At 68.9% G+C, this 18444-nt stretch carries 18 protein-coding genes and 1 riboswitch; of the genes, 5 read left to right on the top strand and 13 right to left on the bottom strand.

Going from position 1 to position 18444, the window contains the following annotated elements:
* Positions 1-6: 6 nt before the first annotated feature.
* The 4 genes from C1706_RS04570 to C1706_RS04555 all read right to left on the bottom strand — a co-directional run bounded on the left by C1706_RS04570 (position 7) and on the right by C1706_RS04555 (position 4199).
* Complete coding sequence (locus C1706_RS04570) at positions 7-366, bottom strand: NADH-quinone oxidoreductase subunit A (protein WP_129458026.1); 360 nt, start codon at positions 364-366, stop codon at positions 7-9.
* 25 nt (positions 367-391) lie between these two features.
* Positions 392-1678, bottom strand: coding sequence for a geranylgeranyl reductase family protein (locus C1706_RS04565; RefSeq protein ID WP_129458025.1), 1287 nt, complete (start codon positions 1676-1678; stop codon positions 392-394).
* A gap of 140 nt (positions 1679-1818) precedes the next feature.
* Positions 1819-3522, bottom strand: a complete 1704-nt coding sequence (locus tag C1706_RS04560; RefSeq protein WP_129458024.1) for a DUF6297 family protein — start codon at positions 3520-3522, stop codon at positions 1819-1821.
* A complete protein-coding gene (locus tag C1706_RS04555; RefSeq protein ID WP_129458023.1) occupies positions 3522-4199 on the bottom strand; it encodes an ABC transporter ATP-binding protein in 678 nt (225 codons plus the stop codon). Before C1706_RS04555 ends, C1706_RS04560 begins: the two co-directional genes overlap by 1 nt.
* Between C1706_RS04555 and C1706_RS04550 the strand changes: the two genes are divergently transcribed.
* The gene (locus C1706_RS04550) at positions 4198-4926 is read left to right on the top strand and encodes a demethylmenaquinone methyltransferase (RefSeq protein ID WP_129458022.1); all 729 of its coding nucleotides are present in this window, start codon (positions 4198-4200) and stop codon (positions 4924-4926) included. The two genes, C1706_RS04555 and C1706_RS04550, sit on opposite strands and share 2 nt — an antisense overlap.
* A gap of 10 nt (positions 4927-4936) precedes the next feature.
* Positions 4937-6625, top strand: a complete 1689-nt coding sequence (locus tag C1706_RS04545) for a TM0106 family RecB-like putative nuclease (RefSeq protein WP_129458021.1) — start codon at positions 4937-4939, stop codon at positions 6623-6625.
* Between the two features lie 9 nt (positions 6626-6634).
* Here C1706_RS04545 and C1706_RS04540 read toward each other — a convergent pair whose 3' ends face one another.
* On the bottom strand, positions 6635-7087 hold the full coding sequence (locus C1706_RS04540; RefSeq protein WP_129458020.1) for a hypothetical protein: 453 nt from the start codon (positions 7085-7087) through the stop codon (positions 6635-6637).
* The gene (locus C1706_RS04535) at positions 7084-7962 is read right to left on the bottom strand and encodes a 1,4-dihydroxy-2-naphthoate polyprenyltransferase (protein ID WP_129458019.1); all 879 of its coding nucleotides are present in this window, start codon (positions 7960-7962) and stop codon (positions 7084-7086) included. Before C1706_RS04535 ends, C1706_RS04540 begins: the two co-directional genes overlap by 4 nt.
* Before the next feature lie 85 nt (positions 7963-8047).
* Between C1706_RS04535 and C1706_RS04530 the strand changes: the two genes are divergently transcribed.
* Entirely contained in the window at positions 8048-8299 is a 252-nt protein-coding gene (locus tag C1706_RS04530; protein WP_129458018.1) for a PLD nuclease N-terminal domain-containing protein, read from the top strand.
* Between the two features lie 12 nt (positions 8300-8311).
* Here C1706_RS04530 and C1706_RS04525 read toward each other — a convergent pair whose 3' ends face one another.
* From C1706_RS04525 to C1706_RS04495, 7 genes are all read right to left on the bottom strand, one after another.
* Positions 8312-8989: a LuxR C-terminal-related transcriptional regulator gene (locus tag C1706_RS04525; protein WP_129458017.1), complete on the bottom strand. Its 678-nt coding sequence runs from the start codon at positions 8987-8989 to the stop codon at positions 8312-8314.
* A complete protein-coding gene (locus C1706_RS04520) occupies positions 8986-11247 on the bottom strand; it encodes a sensor histidine kinase (protein WP_129458016.1) in 2262 nt (753 codons plus the stop codon). The genes C1706_RS04525 and C1706_RS04520 overlap by 4 nt, the downstream gene beginning before the upstream one ends.
* A gap of 7 nt (positions 11248-11254) precedes the next feature.
* Positions 11255-11704, bottom strand: coding sequence for a deoxycytidylate deaminase (locus C1706_RS04515; RefSeq protein WP_129458015.1), 450 nt, complete (start codon positions 11702-11704; stop codon positions 11255-11257).
* A 24-nt stretch (positions 11705-11728) separates the two neighbouring features.
* Complete coding sequence (locus tag C1706_RS04510) at positions 11729-12739, bottom strand: ABC transporter substrate-binding protein (protein WP_164987429.1); 1011 nt, start codon at positions 12737-12739, stop codon at positions 11729-11731.
* Between the two features lie 35 nt (positions 12740-12774).
* A complete protein-coding gene (locus tag C1706_RS04505) occupies positions 12775-13569 on the bottom strand; it encodes an ABC transporter permease (protein ID WP_284690549.1) in 795 nt (264 codons plus the stop codon).
* A 70-nt stretch (positions 13570-13639) separates the two neighbouring features.
* Positions 13640-13767, bottom strand: a riboswitch (FMN riboswitch).
* 32 nt (positions 13768-13799) lie between these two features.
* Positions 13800-14615 (bottom strand): GH25 family lysozyme, encoded by an 816-nt coding sequence (locus tag C1706_RS04500; RefSeq protein WP_129458013.1) that lies wholly within the window; start codon positions 14613-14615, stop codon positions 13800-13802.
* Between the two features lie 63 nt (positions 14616-14678).
* Positions 14679-15158, bottom strand: coding sequence for a cupin domain-containing protein (locus C1706_RS04495; RefSeq protein ID WP_129458012.1), 480 nt, complete (start codon positions 15156-15158; stop codon positions 14679-14681).
* A gap of 221 nt (positions 15159-15379) precedes the next feature.
* On the opposite strand from C1706_RS04495, the gene C1706_RS04490 reads away from it, so the two are divergent.
* Positions 15380-16399 (top strand): zinc-dependent alcohol dehydrogenase family protein, encoded by a 1020-nt coding sequence (locus C1706_RS04490; protein WP_129458011.1) that lies wholly within the window; start codon positions 15380-15382, stop codon positions 16397-16399.
* Between the two features lie 42 nt (positions 16400-16441).
* Complete coding sequence (recQ, locus tag C1706_RS04485) at positions 16442-18442, top strand: DNA helicase RecQ (RefSeq protein ID WP_241653421.1); 2001 nt, start codon at positions 16442-16444, stop codon at positions 18440-18442.
* Positions 18443-18444 lie beyond the last annotated feature (2 nt).

The following is an 18444-nucleotide window of genomic DNA, read 5'->3' as shown; positions in this document are numbered from 1 at the left end:
ACCCGGTCAGTCCCACTCCATGCCGCCGCGCTTGTACTCATAGAAGTACGCGATGCACAGCAGCAGGAGGAAGGCGATCATGGCGAAGATGGCGAACAAGCTGAGCTGATCGAAAGCCACCACCCAGGGGTAGAGGAAGGCGATCTCGATGTCGAAGACCAGGAACATCATGGCGGTGATGTAGTACTTGACCGGGAACCGGCCACCGCCCGCCGCTCGCGGGGTGGGGTCGATGCCGCACTCGTACGGCATGTACTTGCTCTTGTTGTAGCGCTTGGGGCCGACGAAGAGCGAAGCCAGGACCATCACCCCCAGCAAAGCAGCTGAGAAGAACAGCACTCCGAGGATCGGAATGTAGGGGCTCATCGCACCCTTCCCTTCTGGTGACGCGTCATGCCGACGGCACCACCTTCGTCATCGCCGTGATGGTCTTGTCCATCCAGTCACCATCAGTGGTGTCGTACAAGTGAGCGAGAAGCTTCATGGTGAACTTCATCAAGGTGGGCCTGGGCAAACCGTATCGCGTACACAGCCTCATGACCTCTGGTCGCTCGATCAAAGCCACGAAGACTTGCCCCAGGCGGTAGTAGCCACCCCATTCGGACTCCAGTCGGGAGCGGTATCCGATCAGCGCCTTTTCCGCGGCCCGCGAGCCGTAACCGCGGCCGTGGGCATCCGCAATCGCGTCGGCGGCCATCTCGGCTGCCTCCAGCGCGTACGGGATGCCCTCCCCGTTGAAGGGGCTCACCATGCCCGCGGCATCTCCCACCAGGACCAGGCCCCGGGTGTAGGCGGGCTTGCGGTTGAAGCTCATCGGCAGCGCCGCCGAACCGATGCCGCCGACCTGGTTCTCGGGGGTGAGACCCCACTGGCGCGGCGTGGAGCCGTGCAGCCAGGTCTCCAGTTGCTTGCGTACATTGAGCTTTTGGCTTGTGGCAGTGCTGTTGACGGTGCCCAGACCCACGTTGATCAGGCCGTTGCCGAGCGGGAACATCCACGCGTAGCCGGGCAGCAGGTTGGACGCGCCAGGTTCGCCGTCCCACAGTTCCAGACACGACTCGAGGAAGTCACTGTCGCCACTGGGCGCCCGGAAGTAAGCGCGGGCGGCGACACCCATGGGGCGCAGCTTGTTCTTCTCCAAGCCCATGGCGAGCGCGATCCGGCTGGAGTTACCGTCGGCGGCCACGACGATCGGGGCCCGGAACTCGCGGCCGTCCTTGGCACGCACGCCGACGATCCGGTCTGAGGCGGGGTCAAGGATGGGTTCAGATGCGTTGGTGTCCTCGTACAAGGTGGCGCCAGCCGTCACAGCCAGTCGTGCCAGCATCTCGTCGAAGTCGCCGCGCTGACGCGTCAACCCGTAGTTCGGGAAGGAGGCCAACTCCGGCCACAGGAACTCGAACGGCTCGGCGCGCCCCGCGTACGTCCGCAACCCGATGTTGTGGACCCAGCCCGCCTCCGTAGAAACGTCGACGCCCAGGCGGATGAGCTGCTTGGTGGCGCGCGGGGTCAAACCGTCGCCGCACACCTTGTCGCGGGGGAACGTGGACTTTTCCAGAAGGCTGACGTTGAGCCCGCGATCGGCCAACCACTTGGCTGTCGCCGATCCGCCAGGACCAGCACCGACGACCACTACATCCGACTCGACCACCGCCGGCGCCGTGCGCTCCTCGGTCATCGAATCCCCACCCTTCCGTCCACACCCACAACAGGTGTGCCTCGCGTCAGTTTAGGCAGTTCAATCCGGTTGCGCCATTTGACGCGGCACACAGCAAACCCCCAAGCCAGAACCCGATAATTACGTCACCTCAGCCTTGCCTAATTGCCTCGTTTGGCGCGCTCTGCGTCCAGCTGTTCTCGCTGTTCCTTGGCCTGTTCGGTCAACTCATCGGTGTTCAGCCCGGAGCGGAGGAAGAGCGCCACCACGACGGCCAGCGCCAACGACCAGATCGGATCCACATTCAGCAGCACCGGGGCGACGATCAGGGTCGCCACGTCGAACCCGCGCACGAGGTTCAGCACCAGCGTGGGCGGCAGCGCGCCCGCGGCAGTCGCCATCATCGGAACCCCGAAGTCGACCGGTTTGGCCGTCTGCCAGCGCACCGCCCCCAGCAACCCGGCCGCACCACACGCGACCGCGGCCATGGACGCCTGCGCCACGTCGCGCCCCACGCCCCCCACGACACCGGCGAAGGCGGGCGCCACGATCAGCGCCCACAGGAACGCCAAGACGCCGGGGATCACGAACAGCGCAGTGCGGATGGTGCCGGTCGTGAAGGGCAGCGTCCGCGCCAGGCCCTTCGTCCGGGACAGCACACGCAAGGCGCCCAGCGTGGGGACCAGCGCCAGCATGAGCGCCACCGCCGCCAGCCAGGGCGTGAGCATGCCCAACCCGACGGCCTCGCAGGCGTACGGGGTCAACGCCGCAGCGGCCACCCCCAGCAGCGGCTGCGGGAACCGCGCCAGGCGTTGGGCGTCGCGCCACACCAGCGCCCACACCCCCGACCAGCGCCCGCGCGCCGGGCGGACATGACCGCGAGCGATGGCCCGGCGATCCACGACGATGTCGCGCATCAGGCCAAAATCCAGCCCGAACATGGACCCTTGCAGGCCAGCTACCAGCGAGCCGCCACTGGTCAGCCGCGCACTACGGAACTCCTCCAGCCGACGCCGGGCCATCACCGAGGAGGCCACCAGCAGCACGAGTCCCAGGACGGCGAACCCGTAGGGCACCAGGCTCAGGGCAGCGGGCGGAGACAGGGAAATCCATCCGCCTGCCACGGCCACCATCAGCAGGAAGACCGCCGTGGCGCACGTCGCGAGCACACCCTGAACGACCCGCAGGGCGGTCACCCTTTCAAACGATTGCTCGACGGCAGCCCACGCGACGAGCCCGGCCACGCTGAAGGCCGCCGCGACCGTCCAGGCGGCGACGACGGCCGGGGGCTCGCCCGCGACGCCGACGATGGCCGCCATCGTGATCGCAGACGCGCCGAACGCGATAGCGATGACCGACCACAGGCGCGTCGCCAGGAACGGCGAACGGCCGATCGGCGCCATCAGGAGCCAGAATCCCTCCGCCGAGGAGGCCAGCACCGGGCCCACCAGACGGGCGAGGGAGACGGCCAACGCGGCCAGGGCGAAGTACATCCCCCACGGCACGAGCATGCGGCCATTCAGACAGGCGGCGGTATCGCAGGCCGCGGCCTTGGCCTGGCTGCCGATCACCACGTTCGTGGCCATCGCGCCGATCATCACGACGCTCAAGACGGCGATGTAGGCGTCCGAGAGCACCTGCCACAGCGTCCGCGTCGCGCGGCCCCGCCGCCACTGGCGCACGAGCCCCTGCAGGGCTGCCTCGCTGGCGCGTCCCCCCTCGACAGGTTCGGGAGCGAACGTCCACTCCCGTCCGACGTAGGGCTCATACGGGTCGGTCACCGGCTCGGGGGGCCGACCCGGTTCGGGAGCGACCTCTGGCGCCTGGTCGATACGGCGTGCGCGCCGCCTGCTGCTCTTGGCCATCAGGCGATCGTCTCCTCGGTTTCGGCGCTGGGGCCCCCCGTGCCGCCGCCCAAGTGCACCTCGCGCGTGGCCACCTCGCGCACCAGGTAGGGGTCGTGGGACGCGAACACCACGGCCAGCCCCTCCTTGCGCTCGGCCTGTAACCGGGCCGCCAGCCAGGCGACGCCCTCGACGTCGAGGCGCTGCTCGGGCTCATCGAGCACCAGCAGGCGGCGCGGTCGCACGAACGCGGTCGCCAGCGCGAGACGGCGCCGCTGGCCGGAGCTGAGCGTGCCCGGAAGCTGCCCCGACTGAGCCACGAGTTCCACCTCAGCCAAGACGGCGTCCACCAGCGGCTCGGGATCCGCGACGCCGTGCGCGCGGGCCAGCAGGTCCAGATGCTCCACGACGGACAGGTCAGGGAAGAAGTCCAGGTCGTCGATGACTGACGCCATCCCGCGGCGCACCTCGGCGCTGGTCTCGGTGAGGCGCTGGCCGTCGAACTCCACCCGGCCCTCATCCGGACGCACGGCGCCGATCAGCATCCGCAGGATGGTCGACTTGCCCGCGCCGTTGCGGCCGGTCAGGGCAACTGCCTCCCCCGGCCGGACGCTGAGAGAGAAGTCCGAAACGATGGGAACAGGCCCAAACGACTTCGAGATCGAGGTGGCTACAAGGACGGGTGCGCGGGACGCCATGCTCCAAGTCTGGCAGGATCATCAGGTGCAGAAGTTCGATGCCCGAGCCACGCTCGCCAAAAGGCGCGCCGATGTCGCCGAGATGTTTGACGGGGTGGCGGGCCGCTACGACCTGATGAACGACCTCATGACGGGCGGGCTGCAGCGCGCATGGCGCCGGGAGTTGGAGCGAGCGATTGCCCCGCGTCCAGGCCAGCGGATCCTCGACCTGGCGGCGGGCACGGGGACGTCCTCGCGCCGCCTCGCCGATTCCGGCGCGCTGGTGGTCCCTGCCGATTTGTCGTTCAACATGCTGGCCGAGGGGCGTAAGCGTCAACCCGATCTGCCGTTCGTCAATGCCGATGCCCTGCAACTCCCCTTCGCCGATGGCACCTTCGACGCGGTCACCATCAGCTACGGGTTGCGCAATGTCGAGGACACCGTGGCAGCGTTGACCGAGATGCGGCGCGTCACCGCTGCGGGGGGCGTGATCGTGATCGCGGAGTTCTCCACACCCACCTGGGCGCCGTTCCGCGCGGTCTACCGCGAGTGGATCATGGCCGCGCTGCCCGCGCTCGCCCGACCGTTCTCATCCAACCCGCGCGCCTACGATTACCTGGCCGAGTCGATCCTCGCCTGGCCCAACCAGGCGAAGCTGGCTGACCTGTTGCGTGAGGCGGGCTGGAGCGACGTGGAGTGGAAGAACCTGTCCGGTGGCATCGTGGCCCTGCACCGGGCGGTGGCGTAGGAGGTTTCCGGTGGGCTTCGTCCTGGACGCCTACGCCGCCCGCAGCTGCCCGCTGAAGACGGTCTACCGGTTCACACCCGGGATCGAGCCACCGCGAGACCGGCTGCCGGATCCTCCGTTCTTCCATGATGCCGACGCCATCGAGGCGTCGGTGTTCGCGCGTTTGCTGGCCTCCGACGACGAAGCCGTCGACCTGCGGACGCTCCCTGCCCCCGACGCAGCCACCGCCGAGCGCGCCACCATCGCCGCGATGCGGGCCGGAGCACCGCTCATCCTGGCGCCCGTCCTGCCGCGTGACGAGCGGGGGCACCGCGCCGGGCGTCCCTCCGCGCTCATCCGGGAGGCGGGGGATGGCCCCGGATATCACCCGGTGCAGATCAAGTTTCATCGCGTGCTGGAATCGGTCCCGATGGACGCACCGCCGCTCAGCGTGACGGCCTTGGACGCCCCCCGGCGGCTCCTCGCCCTCCCCGGGCGAGGGTTCCGGTGGCGGCACCGGCTGCCCGCCGCGTTGCAGTTGGCTCACGACTGGCGGCTCCTGGAGGCGTCCGGGTATGCCGCGGAGCGGCCGTTCGCCGGGATCATCGGGCTGGATCAGATCGCCTGGGACGGCCAGCCACCCCAGCCGCTCATCACCTGGCTGGATCTGTCCGCCGCCCGCGTCCCACCGCACCCCGACACGACCACCATCCCCGCCGAGGCCGCACCCATCAGCACCCTGCAGCGCTACGACGACGATTTCGCTGTGCGCGTCGCGTTGGCCGAGGGTGCGCTCACGGCGTCCGCCGCGGCGCCCCCTCCGCTGTTACCCGTCATCACGTCGGAATGCCGGGGGTGCGTATGGCTGCCTCGCTGCACGGCCGTGCTGGATCCCGATGACGTGAGCGTTCGCATCACGAAGTCCCCGCTGGATGGGCACGAGATCACCACGTTGCGCGCTTTGGGGCTGGGCACCGTGACGGCCCTCGCCGCCGTCGACCTCGACACGCTCTTGCCGTCCTACCTCCCGCGGGTGAGTCATCGTGACGACGCCGAGAGCCGCATCCGCCGTGCCCACCATCGCGCCTGCCTGCTCGCGGCAGGTGTCGAACTGGAACGCGAGACGTCGGGCCCACTCCCCCTGCCCCGGCACGACCTGGAGATCGACGTCGACATCGAAACCTCCGCCGAGGACCGGGTGTATCTGTGGGGTTTTTGGGTCGACGACCACACCAGCGGCGCATCGTATGCGCGTCAGTTCGCCGCCTTCGAAGACTTGGACGCCGCCGGGGAGCAGGCGCTGGCCGGCGAGGCGATGGCGTGGCTGGCTGAGTTGGTCACCGGTCGTGACGCGGCGGTCTACCACTACTCCGACTACGAGGTGGTGCGGCTGGGACGCCTCGCCGGGCACTTGGGTGACCTCGGGGTGTGGGCTCAAGAGTGGGCCTCGGAACACTTTGTGGATCTCTTCACGGTCGTGCGGCAGAACTATTTCGGCGCGAACGGGCTCGGTTTGAAGGTGGTCGCCTCGGCCGTGGCCGGTTTCGCCTGGCGCGACGAGGATCCGGGCGGGCTTAACTCTCAATCATGGTTTGCCGATGCCGTCCACGCACGCGATGAGATCGCCCGCGAGCAGGCGCGCGTCCGGGTGTTGGAGTACAACGAGGACGATGTCCGGGCCACCTGGCATCTGCGTCGTTGGCTGCGAACCCAGGGGTAGGACGCTGCGCTAGTCGGCCGCGCGTCGCCCTGGGGCGGCTGTCCGCCCTCGCACGACGACCTCACCCAGCCCCCCGGCTTCGGCGAGCCGTTCAGCCAGGCGCTGCGATGTCCGGCGCCCGAACCAGGCAAGGCCACCGAGTTCGACCTCGCTGAGGGCGCGCCCCTGACGCACGCTCACCGTGGGAACACTCAACAGGCCTGGCTGCAACTCAATCGAGGCGATATCGCTCCACGGCACCTCGCCGTGACCGGGCAGATGGACGCTGAATGGGCCGTGCCGGACGACCATGCTGAGCGCCAGCCAGGCCGTCCCGGAGGTTCCCGCCAGGCAGACCCCCGCCAGGACCATTCCCGAGGGAGGGCGCAACAGGAGGAAACTGGCTGCGCCGACACCGATCCACACCACACACAAGGCCGCCGTGACCCACACCATGGGGCCGACCAGCATCGTTCGTTTCATGCGCTCACCACCGCCCCGACGAGCATGAGGATCGCGCACGCCAACTCCGCGATCCCGGTGGCCTTCAGGATCGGGATCAACGCGCGTCCCTGCGCCCCTTGGAGCACCGCAACCACCGGACGCACGAGAAACCCGAAGCCCACCAAGCCCACCAGCATCCATCCGGTGGTCCACGCCGCGCACGCGATGACGCCGAGCGCACCCAGCACCGTCAGGCCCACGTACAGCCCCCGGGTGCCCCGCTCGCCCAAGCGCACCGCGAGGGTCCGTTTCCCGGCACGCTCATCGCCAGCGCGATCACGAAGGTTGTTGGTCACCAGCACAGCGGAGGCTAAAGAACCGGTGAAGACACCGGCCGCCCACGCTGCAGGCGGACCGGTCAGCGTCTGGACGTACGTTGTCCCGACGGTGGCGACCAGCCCGAAGAACACGAACACAAACGCTTCACCCAAGCCGGCATAGCCGTAGGGGCGACGCCCGCCCGTGTAATACCAGGCCGCCACCACACAGGCGATCCCCACGGCGAGCAGCCACCATTGGGCCGTCAGCACCACGAGGACGAGTCCGGCAACACCGGCAACACCGAAGGACCCGAACGCTGCACCCTTCACGGCGCCCGGGGTCGCGGCTCGTGAACCCACGAGTCGCATCGGACCCACACGGTCGTCGTCTGTTCCCCGCACGCCGTCGGAGTAGTCGTTGGCGAAATTGACCCCGACCTGCAAGGCAAGCGCGACCACCAGCGCCAAACCCGCTCGGAGGGGATGCGGGGTGCCCTCAGCGACCGCAACGGCCGTGCCCGCCAACACCGGGGCTATCGCTGCCGGAAGGGTGCGCAACCGCGCCCCCTCGATCCACTCGGCCGTGCTCGCCACCAACACTCCCCTCACGTGCCGAGCCGGTTCGGATCACCGCGCGCGACGCCCCCATCCTTCCACGCGGCCTGGGTAGATTGGCCCTATGCCCCGCGTCCTTCTCGTGATCGCTGTGATCGCCGTGATCCTCTACGCCCTGATTGAGGCGATCCAAGCCGACGGAGATCGCGTCCGGCTGATGCCGCGCTGGCTGTGGATCGTAGCGATCGTGCTCCTGCCCGGGATCGGAGCGCTGGGCTGGCTCGTCGTGGGGCGTCCCCCGCGACGCGGAAGCGGTGGTGCGCCCCGGCGTCCGATCGCTCCCGACGACGATCCGGACTTCCTGCGGCGCCTGTGAACTCCTGCCGGATCAGACGCGCGGCTCGACCGGGGGGACGATGCCGTCCTCGACCGCTCGCCGGAACAGGTCCAGCTTGGACGCCGCAGGGCGGTCGACCTGGGTGTACTTGGCGCGAATGCGCTTGAGGTACTCCTTGACGGAGTTTTCGGTGATGTAGAGGGTCCGCCCGATCTGCGGGATCTCCAGCCCCGCGGCGTACAAGCTGAGCACTTCGCGTTCCCGCGGCCCCAGCGCGGCAGCCACATAGCCCGCATCGCCCTCGATCGCGGCCAAGATCTCCTGGCTGATGACCTGGCGGCCATGGGCGACGGCGACGATGGCCTCCACCGTGTCCGCGATGGGATCGGCTTTACGGCACACCCCGTCCGCGCCGCCGGCCAACGCGCGCCGCAGCAAGCGGACGTTGTCGGCGATCGAATAGACCAAGACGCGGTACCCCTCGGCCCGGAGCGCCTCCGCGTTCTCCTTCGGGTCGGACTCGTCACCCAAGTTCAGATCCAGCAGCACGACATCGGCAATGTGGGGCTCGGTCGAGGAAGATCCGCACGCCAGGAACTCGCCGACGGTGGCAGCCCCCTCGCGCACCCCGACAAAGCGCCCACTGGCCCGCAGCGCGGCTGACATGCCCACGCGAATGGCCTCATGGTCGTCGATGATCGCCACCACAATCTCGGGGGCATAACTCATGTCTGGCTCACCACAATCGTTCCGTCGTTGAGGACCTTTGTCAGCGTAGAGCCGTTTGCGTCCGCTTGCACAATAGTGACGGCTTCGTCGTATCCCTCTGGCGCCGTACGGGCCACGATACGGCCCGATGTGGCGTTGGTGACCATGTCCACCAGATGCCGGACAGCGGCTCGGCGCACCGCTTCTCCCAGCGACGAACCACGATTGTCGATGAGCGTCACATCGATGCCGCGAAGCCGTGCCGCCATGACCGCCGCCGACAACGCGGGGGCCGACAGGTTGCTTGATTTAATGCCGTCGCGCAGGCGCCCTTCCAAGGCAAGGCATTCCTCACGATCCTCCTGCGTGATCGGATAGCTCGGATCGCGCAGTTTCTCCAGCATTCCTCCGAACTCATCGCGCATGTCCGCCAGCCACACTTCACGCAACACCAACGCCGCGAACGCTTCGGCGGTCGCCGCGGCCGCGCTCTCGCTTTGGCGACGGGCGGCGTCCAGGTCTCCTTGAACGTGCACCATCCATCCCAGCAGCATCTCGGCGACGAGGAGCCAGGCGCTGGGCTCGGCTGCGATGACGAGTTCGGGCCAGATCGGGACGGCCGCCAGGATCGCCGAAGCGACCAGCAACACTGCCCCCGTGAGCGCGAGCAGCCACGCGGCGAATCGCTGGCCACCGACCAGGAGCAGGACGGCGATCACCGAGATGCCCCCGGCGAGCCACGCTTGGTGGATCGACCACGGCGCGGACGAGGTCAGCAACCCGCAGACGGTGGCCCCCAACCCCAGCCCCACCACCACGACGGTGCGCGCCCTCGTGAACGGCTGCCCGAAGCGCAGGAGCGCCACCCATGCAGAAACAAGCAGGCACCCAGCAGCGATAGCGGTGGGCACGGGAGCGGCCGGGAACGACGCCAGCAGGCCGCCGACCGAACTCACGAGAACACTGAAGCCAAGGACCCACCCCATGGGCCCCAAGGTGATGGCCGCCAGGATGGGCGGAAGGGTTCCCCCAAGCGCGTCGGCGTCGTCGGCTTCGTCGGCGATCCACTCCAGCACGACCGCCGTGCCGACTCCGGGCTCGCTGGTGATCGTCGCGTCACCGCCCGAGGTGCGCATGCGCTCGCGCAGGGACAGCCGGATCCCCAGGCGTCGCTCGGGCACTTTCGCGGTGTCGAAACCGACCCCATCGTCCACGATCTCCACTCTGACCATCACTCGCCCCTCGGTCATGCCGATGGTGGTGGTGACCGCGATCACGTTCGCGCGCGCATGCTTATCGCCGTTGAGGACGGCCTCACGGGTGGCCTGGGCGAGGGCACGGACCGCTTCGGCAGGGATCGCGCTCGCGCCCGATTCCACCGTCCCCGAGACGCGCACCAGCGGACTCGTCGCCAGGGCCGCCTCGCCGATGAGCTGCTCGACGTGGATCGGGGCGAAGGACACCGCGCCGTCATCACCGACGACGTGAGCCTGGAGGCGCGCGATGGCGTGGTTGGCCAGTTCCGTCACATGGGGATCGTGAGAGCCCGCACTGCGCGCGGCCCCCACCAGCGTGGTCATGACGTGGTCGTGGATGACGGCGTCCAACTGGCTGCGCTGCGCTTCCAGCGTGGTCTGGATGGCCGCCTCAGATTCGAGCCTGCGGGCCTCGTTCACACGCGCGTCGACCAGCGCTGCCTGGCGCCGCATGTGCGCGAACAGCAACACGGTCAGCAGGGGCTGGACGCCGACCAGGAGCGCGTCCTGCACCGCCACCATGGCCGCGACTTCTCCCCCACTGGGGGAGACCCGGACGGCGATGAACGCGAGCGACATCAGGGTGCTCGCCACGATCGCGACGGCTGTGTTCCACCCGATGCACAGCACCACGGCGGCAGCGCCGATGCACGGCCAAAACCAGGGGGCCTCGGTGGTGGGGCCGCCCTGCCAGGCGAACGGCCAGGTGATCAACCCTGCGGTGACGGCGAGGGCGAAGAGCATGGCCGGAACCTTCACCCCACGCTGGCCCCAGGCATAGATCGGCATGAGCGCGCTGGTCCCGGCCAGGGCCCCACCGATGATCGACAGCCACATGACGTTGAGCTGGCCCAACTGCCCCGCGGCGAACGCCATCGCCCCCAGGCTGGTCGCCATCGTGATCAGCGCGCCGACCCGGTCGGTCCACCCCAGGAATCCTGCCTGCGCCAAACCCGACCCCCGGCGCGGGCGTGCAGGTACGGGCTGCTTTGCGGGGGTTGGATCGGCGGCGAGCCTGGTCATCGGGGCGTCAGCTCACGGTCCAGTCGAGCAGACCTTCGGCATCCAGCACTCCCGCTGGCCACACGGCACGGACGATTCCCGCCGCGGCGAGCGCTTTCCGGCATCCCGGACAGGGCTGATCGGTGATGTAGGCGCTGGCCCCCGACGTGTCCCGGGTCGCAAACAGCAACGCGTTCACCTCGGCATGGATCGCAATGCAGAATCCGGGCGTCCCGGGGCGGTCGTAGTCCCCCAGCCCCGGGACTTGGTCGTAGTCGAGCGCTCCGCGCGGGCAGGCGCCCTCCAGGCAACTGGGCTGGCCTGAGGCTGCGCCGTTGTACCCCGTCGCGATGATGCGCCGATCAAGGACGAGCACGGCTCCCACGCGCCGCCGCGTGCACTGGGCTCGCCGAGAGACGGCGTTGGCGATGCCCAAAAAGTAGTCGTCCCAGTCCGGGACGGTCACTTTCTCGCCCACTCAACTCCTTCCCTCCGCATGCACCTAGGGCGTCGTAGCGGTGTTATTCATCGCATCCTTGGCCTCGACGGCCGAGGTGATGATCCCCTGCTGGAGCATGAAGGAGCACATGGCCACCCACGCCTCTTCGTCCATGTCTGCGCTCACCGTACCGTCCGGGTGCGTCCACAGGGGAATAGTCGCCTTCAACGTGGCAGAAGCGGCGGATTCGCCGCCTTGATCGGCCAGCGTGGGGATGAACTTCTGGGCCGCGGTGACGGCCGATGCGGGGGCTGCGATGGTGGCACGGATGCCTTCGGTCATGCCCGCGACCACGCGCTTGGCTTCGTCTTGATGCGTCGCCAGACGCTGGGACGTCGTCACCAGGACCGTGCTTTGCAGCGGCACCGTGCCACTGGCGGTGAGCGGAACGGTCCGGGTGGGGATGCCCGCCGCAGCGAACTGCACCTGATCGTTGTTGGAGAACCCAATGATCGCTTCTACGCGCCCCGTGGTGAGGGCTGCGCGTTGCGTGTAGCCGATCTCCACGATCGACACATCCGACTGCGACAATCCGGCCTGAGACAAAGCGACCAGCAGGCCGAACCAACTCTCCCCGAAGCGTCCTGGGACGCCGATGCTGCGCCCGGCCAGGTCGGCTGCGGAGTGGATGTCGGAGTTCTCCGGCACGATGATCGTGATCGGGTAGGTGCGGTAGTACTGGCCGATGGCCACCACATCCATGCCCTCCGAGCGGGCCTGGACGACCTCGTCGCCACCCGCCAGGACGTAGTCCTCCTCGCCAGCGAGCAGGGCCGTGAACAGGCCCTCGTTCGAGCCGTGATGGCGCAGGTGGGCGTCGACCCCGGCTTGGGTGAACAGCCCGTTCGACTCGGCGACATAGAACGGGGCGAACTGGATGTCCGGAATGTAGCTCATGCCCAGCGTGACACGCCCCGAGCCGCCCGACGGGCTCTGCGGGGCGCGGGCGCAGCCGCTAAGGGACAATCCCAGCAGGAGACCGATCATCCCGATCATCGCGAGGAATCGACGCATAATGTGACCTTTCTTCAGGTGGCTGACCATGAGGCTCACGGGGCCTCCCCCGTGAGGTCGGCGACGGTGGCGGAACGTCGCTCGATGACCGAGATGACCCCGTACAGCGCTGACGCCATGGCGCACAGCACGAGGATGGTGCCGAACATGCCCGCCGTGTCGACGGAGTCGCGCTGGAGGGTGAGCAACTGCCCCAGACCCTGCCCGCCCATGACCATCTCCCCCACGACGGCGCCCGTCACCGACAAGGCGAACCCGTTGCGGAGCCCGGCGAGGATCGACGGCAGGGCGAGGGGCAACTCGATGGACACCAACAGCGAGAAGGAGCCAGCGCCGTCCATCAAGGCGGCGTCCACGACGAGCGGGTCGACGAGCCTCAGGCCCAACACCGAGGCCACCAGGATGGGGAAGAACACCATGAGCGCGCAGAGCAAGGCGATGGGGCCGATGCCGTACCCGACCCAGATGGCCAGCAGCGGGGCGACGGCGATCGCCGGGATGGCCTGCGTGGCACCCAGGAACGGCGAGATCGCAGCCCGCAGGATCCCGACGCGGTGAATCAGCACCGCCAACGGCAGCGCCACCGCGAACCCCAGCAGGCACCCGCCCAGCGCCTCGGCGAACGTCACACCGAACGCGGGCCAAAAGGACGGCTTGGTCAGCAAGGCACCTAGCTTGATCGCCACCGCAGACGGTGAAGGCAAGAAGTAGGCGGGGGGACGCGCCAGCGTCACCGTCAACGACCAGCCCGCCAGCAGGCACACCAGGAAAAGCCACGGCGCAAGCGAGCGCGCGGCGGGGCTTAAGCGACGGTGACGGATGCGCTGCACCCTTGCCTCCCTTTACGAGCGGGGCACGGGACGCAGCAACAGGTGGCGGGCCAGGACGGCACGCCACCAGTGCGTGCTGCCTCCCCTCCGGACTTTCACCGTCGGTCCTGGAGTTTCACCAGATCAACCGACCGCCGAGGCGATCGGGTCGCGGACTGTCACCGCCGGTTCGGAATTACACCGACCCCGGAGCACGTCTGTGTTCGGGTTGACTCTACCCCAGTGCCGGACTAGCGCTGCGCGCTGACGGCCCAGCGGTCCAGATCCTCGGTCGTGCCGAAGAACGTGACGCCGCATGCCCCGTCGGCCTTTTCCTGCAGCCACAACGTGGGTTGCGTCCACCCGGTCGGCAACGCCGGGACGGTGGGCGACTCTGCGGGTTCTCCCGGTTCGGCACGCAACGCGAGGTTCAAGTCGGACAACCGCTCGTCGGAGCCCACACACGTGGCCCACCAGGACGCGCTGGTCGCCAGCACGGGCACGCGCCCGCTGAAGCGCCGGTACTCCGCGGCGAACTCGCTCACCCAGGTGATCATCGCGGCCGGTTCGAGCCCCGAACAGTCGCGCGCCTCGCCCCCGCCGAACTCGACGATGCCAGGCAACGTGCGCCCATCCGGCTTCCAGCCGCCGCCCGAGGACGCGAACAGGCGGCCCTGCGTCTTCCCGGAGGACTGGTCGGGACGCGCCACATGCCAGCCGCCGACGAGCAACCCGGCGGCTCGCGCCTCGGCAGCCTGGTCCGCGAAGGACGCGTTCAGCCGACGATTCCCCTCCGAGACGTTGATGTAGGCGAACCCGTTGCCGTGGGAAGCGACCTCGATCCAGTCGGGTTCGAGGTCGGCCGGGACGTGCACTCCGTCCAGCCCCAGCCCGGTCGCCCACTGCTCCGAGACGGCTGAACTCAAAGCGGAGGAACCGGGGGCTTCAGCGGTGGACACCGCCGCGGGGCCCACGACCACGGGGGCAGGCAGAACAGAACAGCCTGCCGCGGCGAACAGCACGCCGACGAGGCAGGCCAGGTTCCGCCCGGTACGTTGTGCCCCCATCGCGCGCCACCCTAGCCGAGGTGCTCGCGCGCGGCAGCGCGTTGCCGCGTACGAGCACTGTTTTCATGCGCGCTCGGGAAGCACCCAGGGCAGGCGGCCCACGAAACTCACCGGTTCGGGCGTCGTCTGCGTCGCCGGACCCCCCGTGAGAACCAGCAACGTCGCGACCGCATCCCCGGTCGCCTCGAGTCGATGGGGGACGCGGGCGGCAACGTTGATGGCCTGCCCGGGCGTGAGCGTCAGGGTCTGGCCGTCGACGCCGAAGTCGATCACCCCGGACTCGGCGATCACGAGGATCGGGGATGCTGCCCGGTGGTCGTCCATCACGTCACCGGCCCGGAAGGTCAGCGCCACGACCGTGACGCCGTCGCCGCGTCCCAGGACGCGAACGTCCGGCTTTCCGGGTTGCGCACCCTCGCGCACCTGGGGGATGCCGATCCGGTCGATGACCGTCCACCCTTGCCCCACACGCGGTGCGTCGGAGGTTGCGGGAAGGGGCTGGGGAGGGGCGGGCGTCGCGTCCGTGTGAGGGGTCGTGTCCATGGGGGTCACCTGGTCCTTTCTGAGTCCGACGGACAGGGCAGCCGCCGGGCACACCCCGGGATCGTCGGGTTCCTGCGGGAAAATCTCGGCGATCACCAGGGTCGATGCCCTCCTACCTTATTCGGCGGGCGCCTCACGAACCCTGGTCCCCGCGTGCGGCCCGCCGAGGAGTTCGGGGGGCGCGCCACAATAGTGGTGAAGTCCAGCCGAAGGAGTTGTTCATGCGCGGCGTCATCATGCACGCACCCCGCGATGTGCGGGTCGAGGATCGCCCCGATCCCGTGATCGAAGAGCCCACCGATGCGATCATCCGCACCGTCGCGACCTGCATTTGCGGATCGGACCTGTGGCCCTATCGCGGCGAGGATCGCGTCCACGATCAGCCGATGGGTCACGAGTACGTCGGGGTGGTCGAGCAGGTCGGCGAGGACGTCACCCACATCAAGGTCGGCGACTTCGTCGTCGGATCGTTCTTCGCCTCCGACAACACGTGCCCGATCTGCGTCGCCGGTTACCAGTCGCGTTGCGTCCACGCCGTGCCGATGGGCCCCCTGGGGACGCAGGCGGAGCGCGTCCGCATCCCGCTGGCCGACGGCACGCTCGTGGCGACCCCGGGGTACCCCGATGAGGAGATCATCCCGTCCCTCCTGGCTGCCTCGGACGTCTTGGGGACGGGCTGGTTCGCCGCCGTGGCGGCCGAAGCTGGCCCCGGCAAGACCGTGGTGGTCGTCGGGGACGGGGCGGTCGGGCTCCTCGGCATCTTGGCCGCCAAGCACCTGGGTGCCGCGCGCATCATCGCGATGTCGCGCCATGCGGACCGCCAGGCGTTGGCGCGCCGGTTCGGCGCCACCGACATCGTCGAGGAGCGGGGCGAGGAGGGCGTCGCGAAGATCAAGGAACTCACCGACGGCCTCGGTGCGCACAGCACGATCGAGGCGGTCGGCACCCAGGAATCGATGCTGCAGGCCATCGCCAGCACACGTCCGGGTGGCCATGTCGGTTTCGTGGGCGTCAGCCATGGGGTGTCGATCCCGGGCCGGGTCCTGTTCCCTGCCGAGGTTCACCTCATGGGCGGCCCAGCCCCCGTGCGGCAGTTCCTCCCGGAACTCATCTCGTTGATCTGGGATCGCGAGATCGACCCGGGCGTCGTGTTCGACCTGACGCTCCCCCTGGAGCGGGCCGCCGAGGGGTATCAGGCGATGGATGAGCGCCGCGCCACCAAGGTGCTCTTGCGTCCCTGACCACCGCGGGAGGTGTCGGAGTGCGGCGTTAGACTCGCCGTCGTGCCCCGCTCCGACGCCTCCGCCCCTCGGCCACCCCGTGGCGTGTCGCACGCGGACGCCGCCTGGTTCGATCCGCAGGCGGAGCCCCCCGAGGATCCCTGGGACGAACCGCCTGACGATCCCTACGAGGACGCCGCCCCCGTGTCCCCCCAGCCGATTCGGGCGGGCGGATGCGCGCGCGCGGCCCGCGCCCCCCAGTTCCGCACCGCCCTCGACGCGTTGCGGTCGGTCTACGGGTTTGATGCTTTCCGGGGCGATCAGGCCGCCGTGGTGGATCAGGTCATCGCTGGCGGTGACGCCATCGTCTTGATGCCGACCGGCGGCGGCAAGAGCGTCTGCTACCAGATACCGGCTCTGGTCCGCGAAGGCACCGGGCTGGTGGTCTCCCCGCTGATCGCCCTCATGCACGACCAGGTGGACGCGTTACGCGCCAACGGCGTCCAGGCTGCCTACCTGAACTCGACGCAGGATGCTTCCGAGCGCGCGGCGGTCGAACGGGCCTACCTGGGCGGCGAACTTGATCTGCTGTATGTGGCCCCCGAGCGCCTCTCAGGGCAAGGCACCCGCTCCCTGCTGGCCCGGGGAACGCTGTCGGTCATCGCCATCGACGAGGCGCACTGCGTCTCGCACTGGGGCCACGATTTCCGGCCCGACTATCTCGCGTTGGGCGATCTCGCCGAGGCCTTCACGGGCGTCCCGCGGGTGGCGTTGACCGCCACCGCCACCGAGGAGACCCACCGGGAGATCACCCAGCGGCTTCACCTCTCCGACGCGCGCCACTTCGTAGCAAGCTTCGACCGCCCCAACATCACCTATCGCATCGTCGTCAAGGCCGATCCGCGCCGCCAACTCGTCGACTTCATCACCGCCCAACCTGAGGGCGTGGCGGGCATCGTGTATGCCCTCAGCCGCAAGCAGGTCGAGCAGACCGCCACGTTCCTGCGGAGCAAGGGCATCGACGCGCTCCCCTATCACGCGGGGCTGCCCGCCTCGATGCGCGCCGAGCATCAAGCCCGGTTCCTGCGCGAGGACGGGGTGGTCATGGTCGCCACGATCGCCTTCGGGATGGGCATCGACAAACCTGACGTGCGCTTCGTCGCCCACATCGATCTACCCAAGTCCGTTGAGGGGTACTACCAGGAGACCGGCCGCGCCGGGCGCGACGGGGAACCGGCCGTCGCATGGATGACGTACGGTCTCAGCGACGTGGTGCAGCAGCGCCGCCTCATCGATGCAGGCGAAGGCGACCGCGCGCACAAGCAGCGCCAGCAGCAGCACCTGGACGCCATGCTGGCCCTGTGCGAGACGGTCACGTGCCGCCGCCAGAACCTGCTCGCCTACTTCGGTCAGGCCTCCGAGCCGTGCGGCAACTGCGACACGTGTCTGGAGCCGCCCCCGACGTGGGATGGGCTGATCCCAGCTCAGAAGCTGCTTTCGACGATCGTGCGCTTGCAGCGTGAACGCAATCAGGCGTTCGGGGCCGGGCACCTCATCGACATTCTGCGCGGGGCGGGCACCGAGAGGATCCGCTCGCAGCGCCACGATCAGCTCAGCACCTACGGCATCGGTGCTGACCTGTCGGACCAGGAGTGGCGCTCGGTGGTGCGCCAATTGCTGGCCCGCGACCTGTTGCAGGCCGTGGGCGAGTACGGCACCCTCGCCGTGACCGAGGCGAGCGCGGGCGTCCTGCGCGGGGAGACGCCCGTCCCGCTGCGTCGTGACGTGGCCACCGGCACGGGCGCACGCACGCGGAAGGCGTCCGCACCGGTGGATCTACCCGAAGGCGACGCGGCGCTCTTCGAGGCGCTGCGGGCGTGGCGGACGCGAGTAGCCCGCGAGCAGGGCGTCCCGGCCTATGTCGTGTTTGCGGATGCCACCTTGCGGGCGTTGGCTGCCGCGCGTCCGGCCAGCCTGGCTGACCTGGACGCGATCAGCGGGATCGGCGCCAAGAAGAAGGAATCCTACGGTCGCGCCGTACTGGAGGTCATCGCCCAGGGGTGACC

The sequence above is a fragment of the Propioniciclava flava genome, from assembly GCF_004126535.1.
In the GTDB taxonomy this organism is placed as follows: Bacteria; Actinomycetota; Actinomycetes; order Propionibacteriales; family Propionibacteriaceae; genus Propioniciclava; species Propioniciclava flava.
The sequence above is the reverse complement of the archived record's forward strand: the minus strand, read 5'-3'. Positions and strand labels throughout refer to the sequence as shown.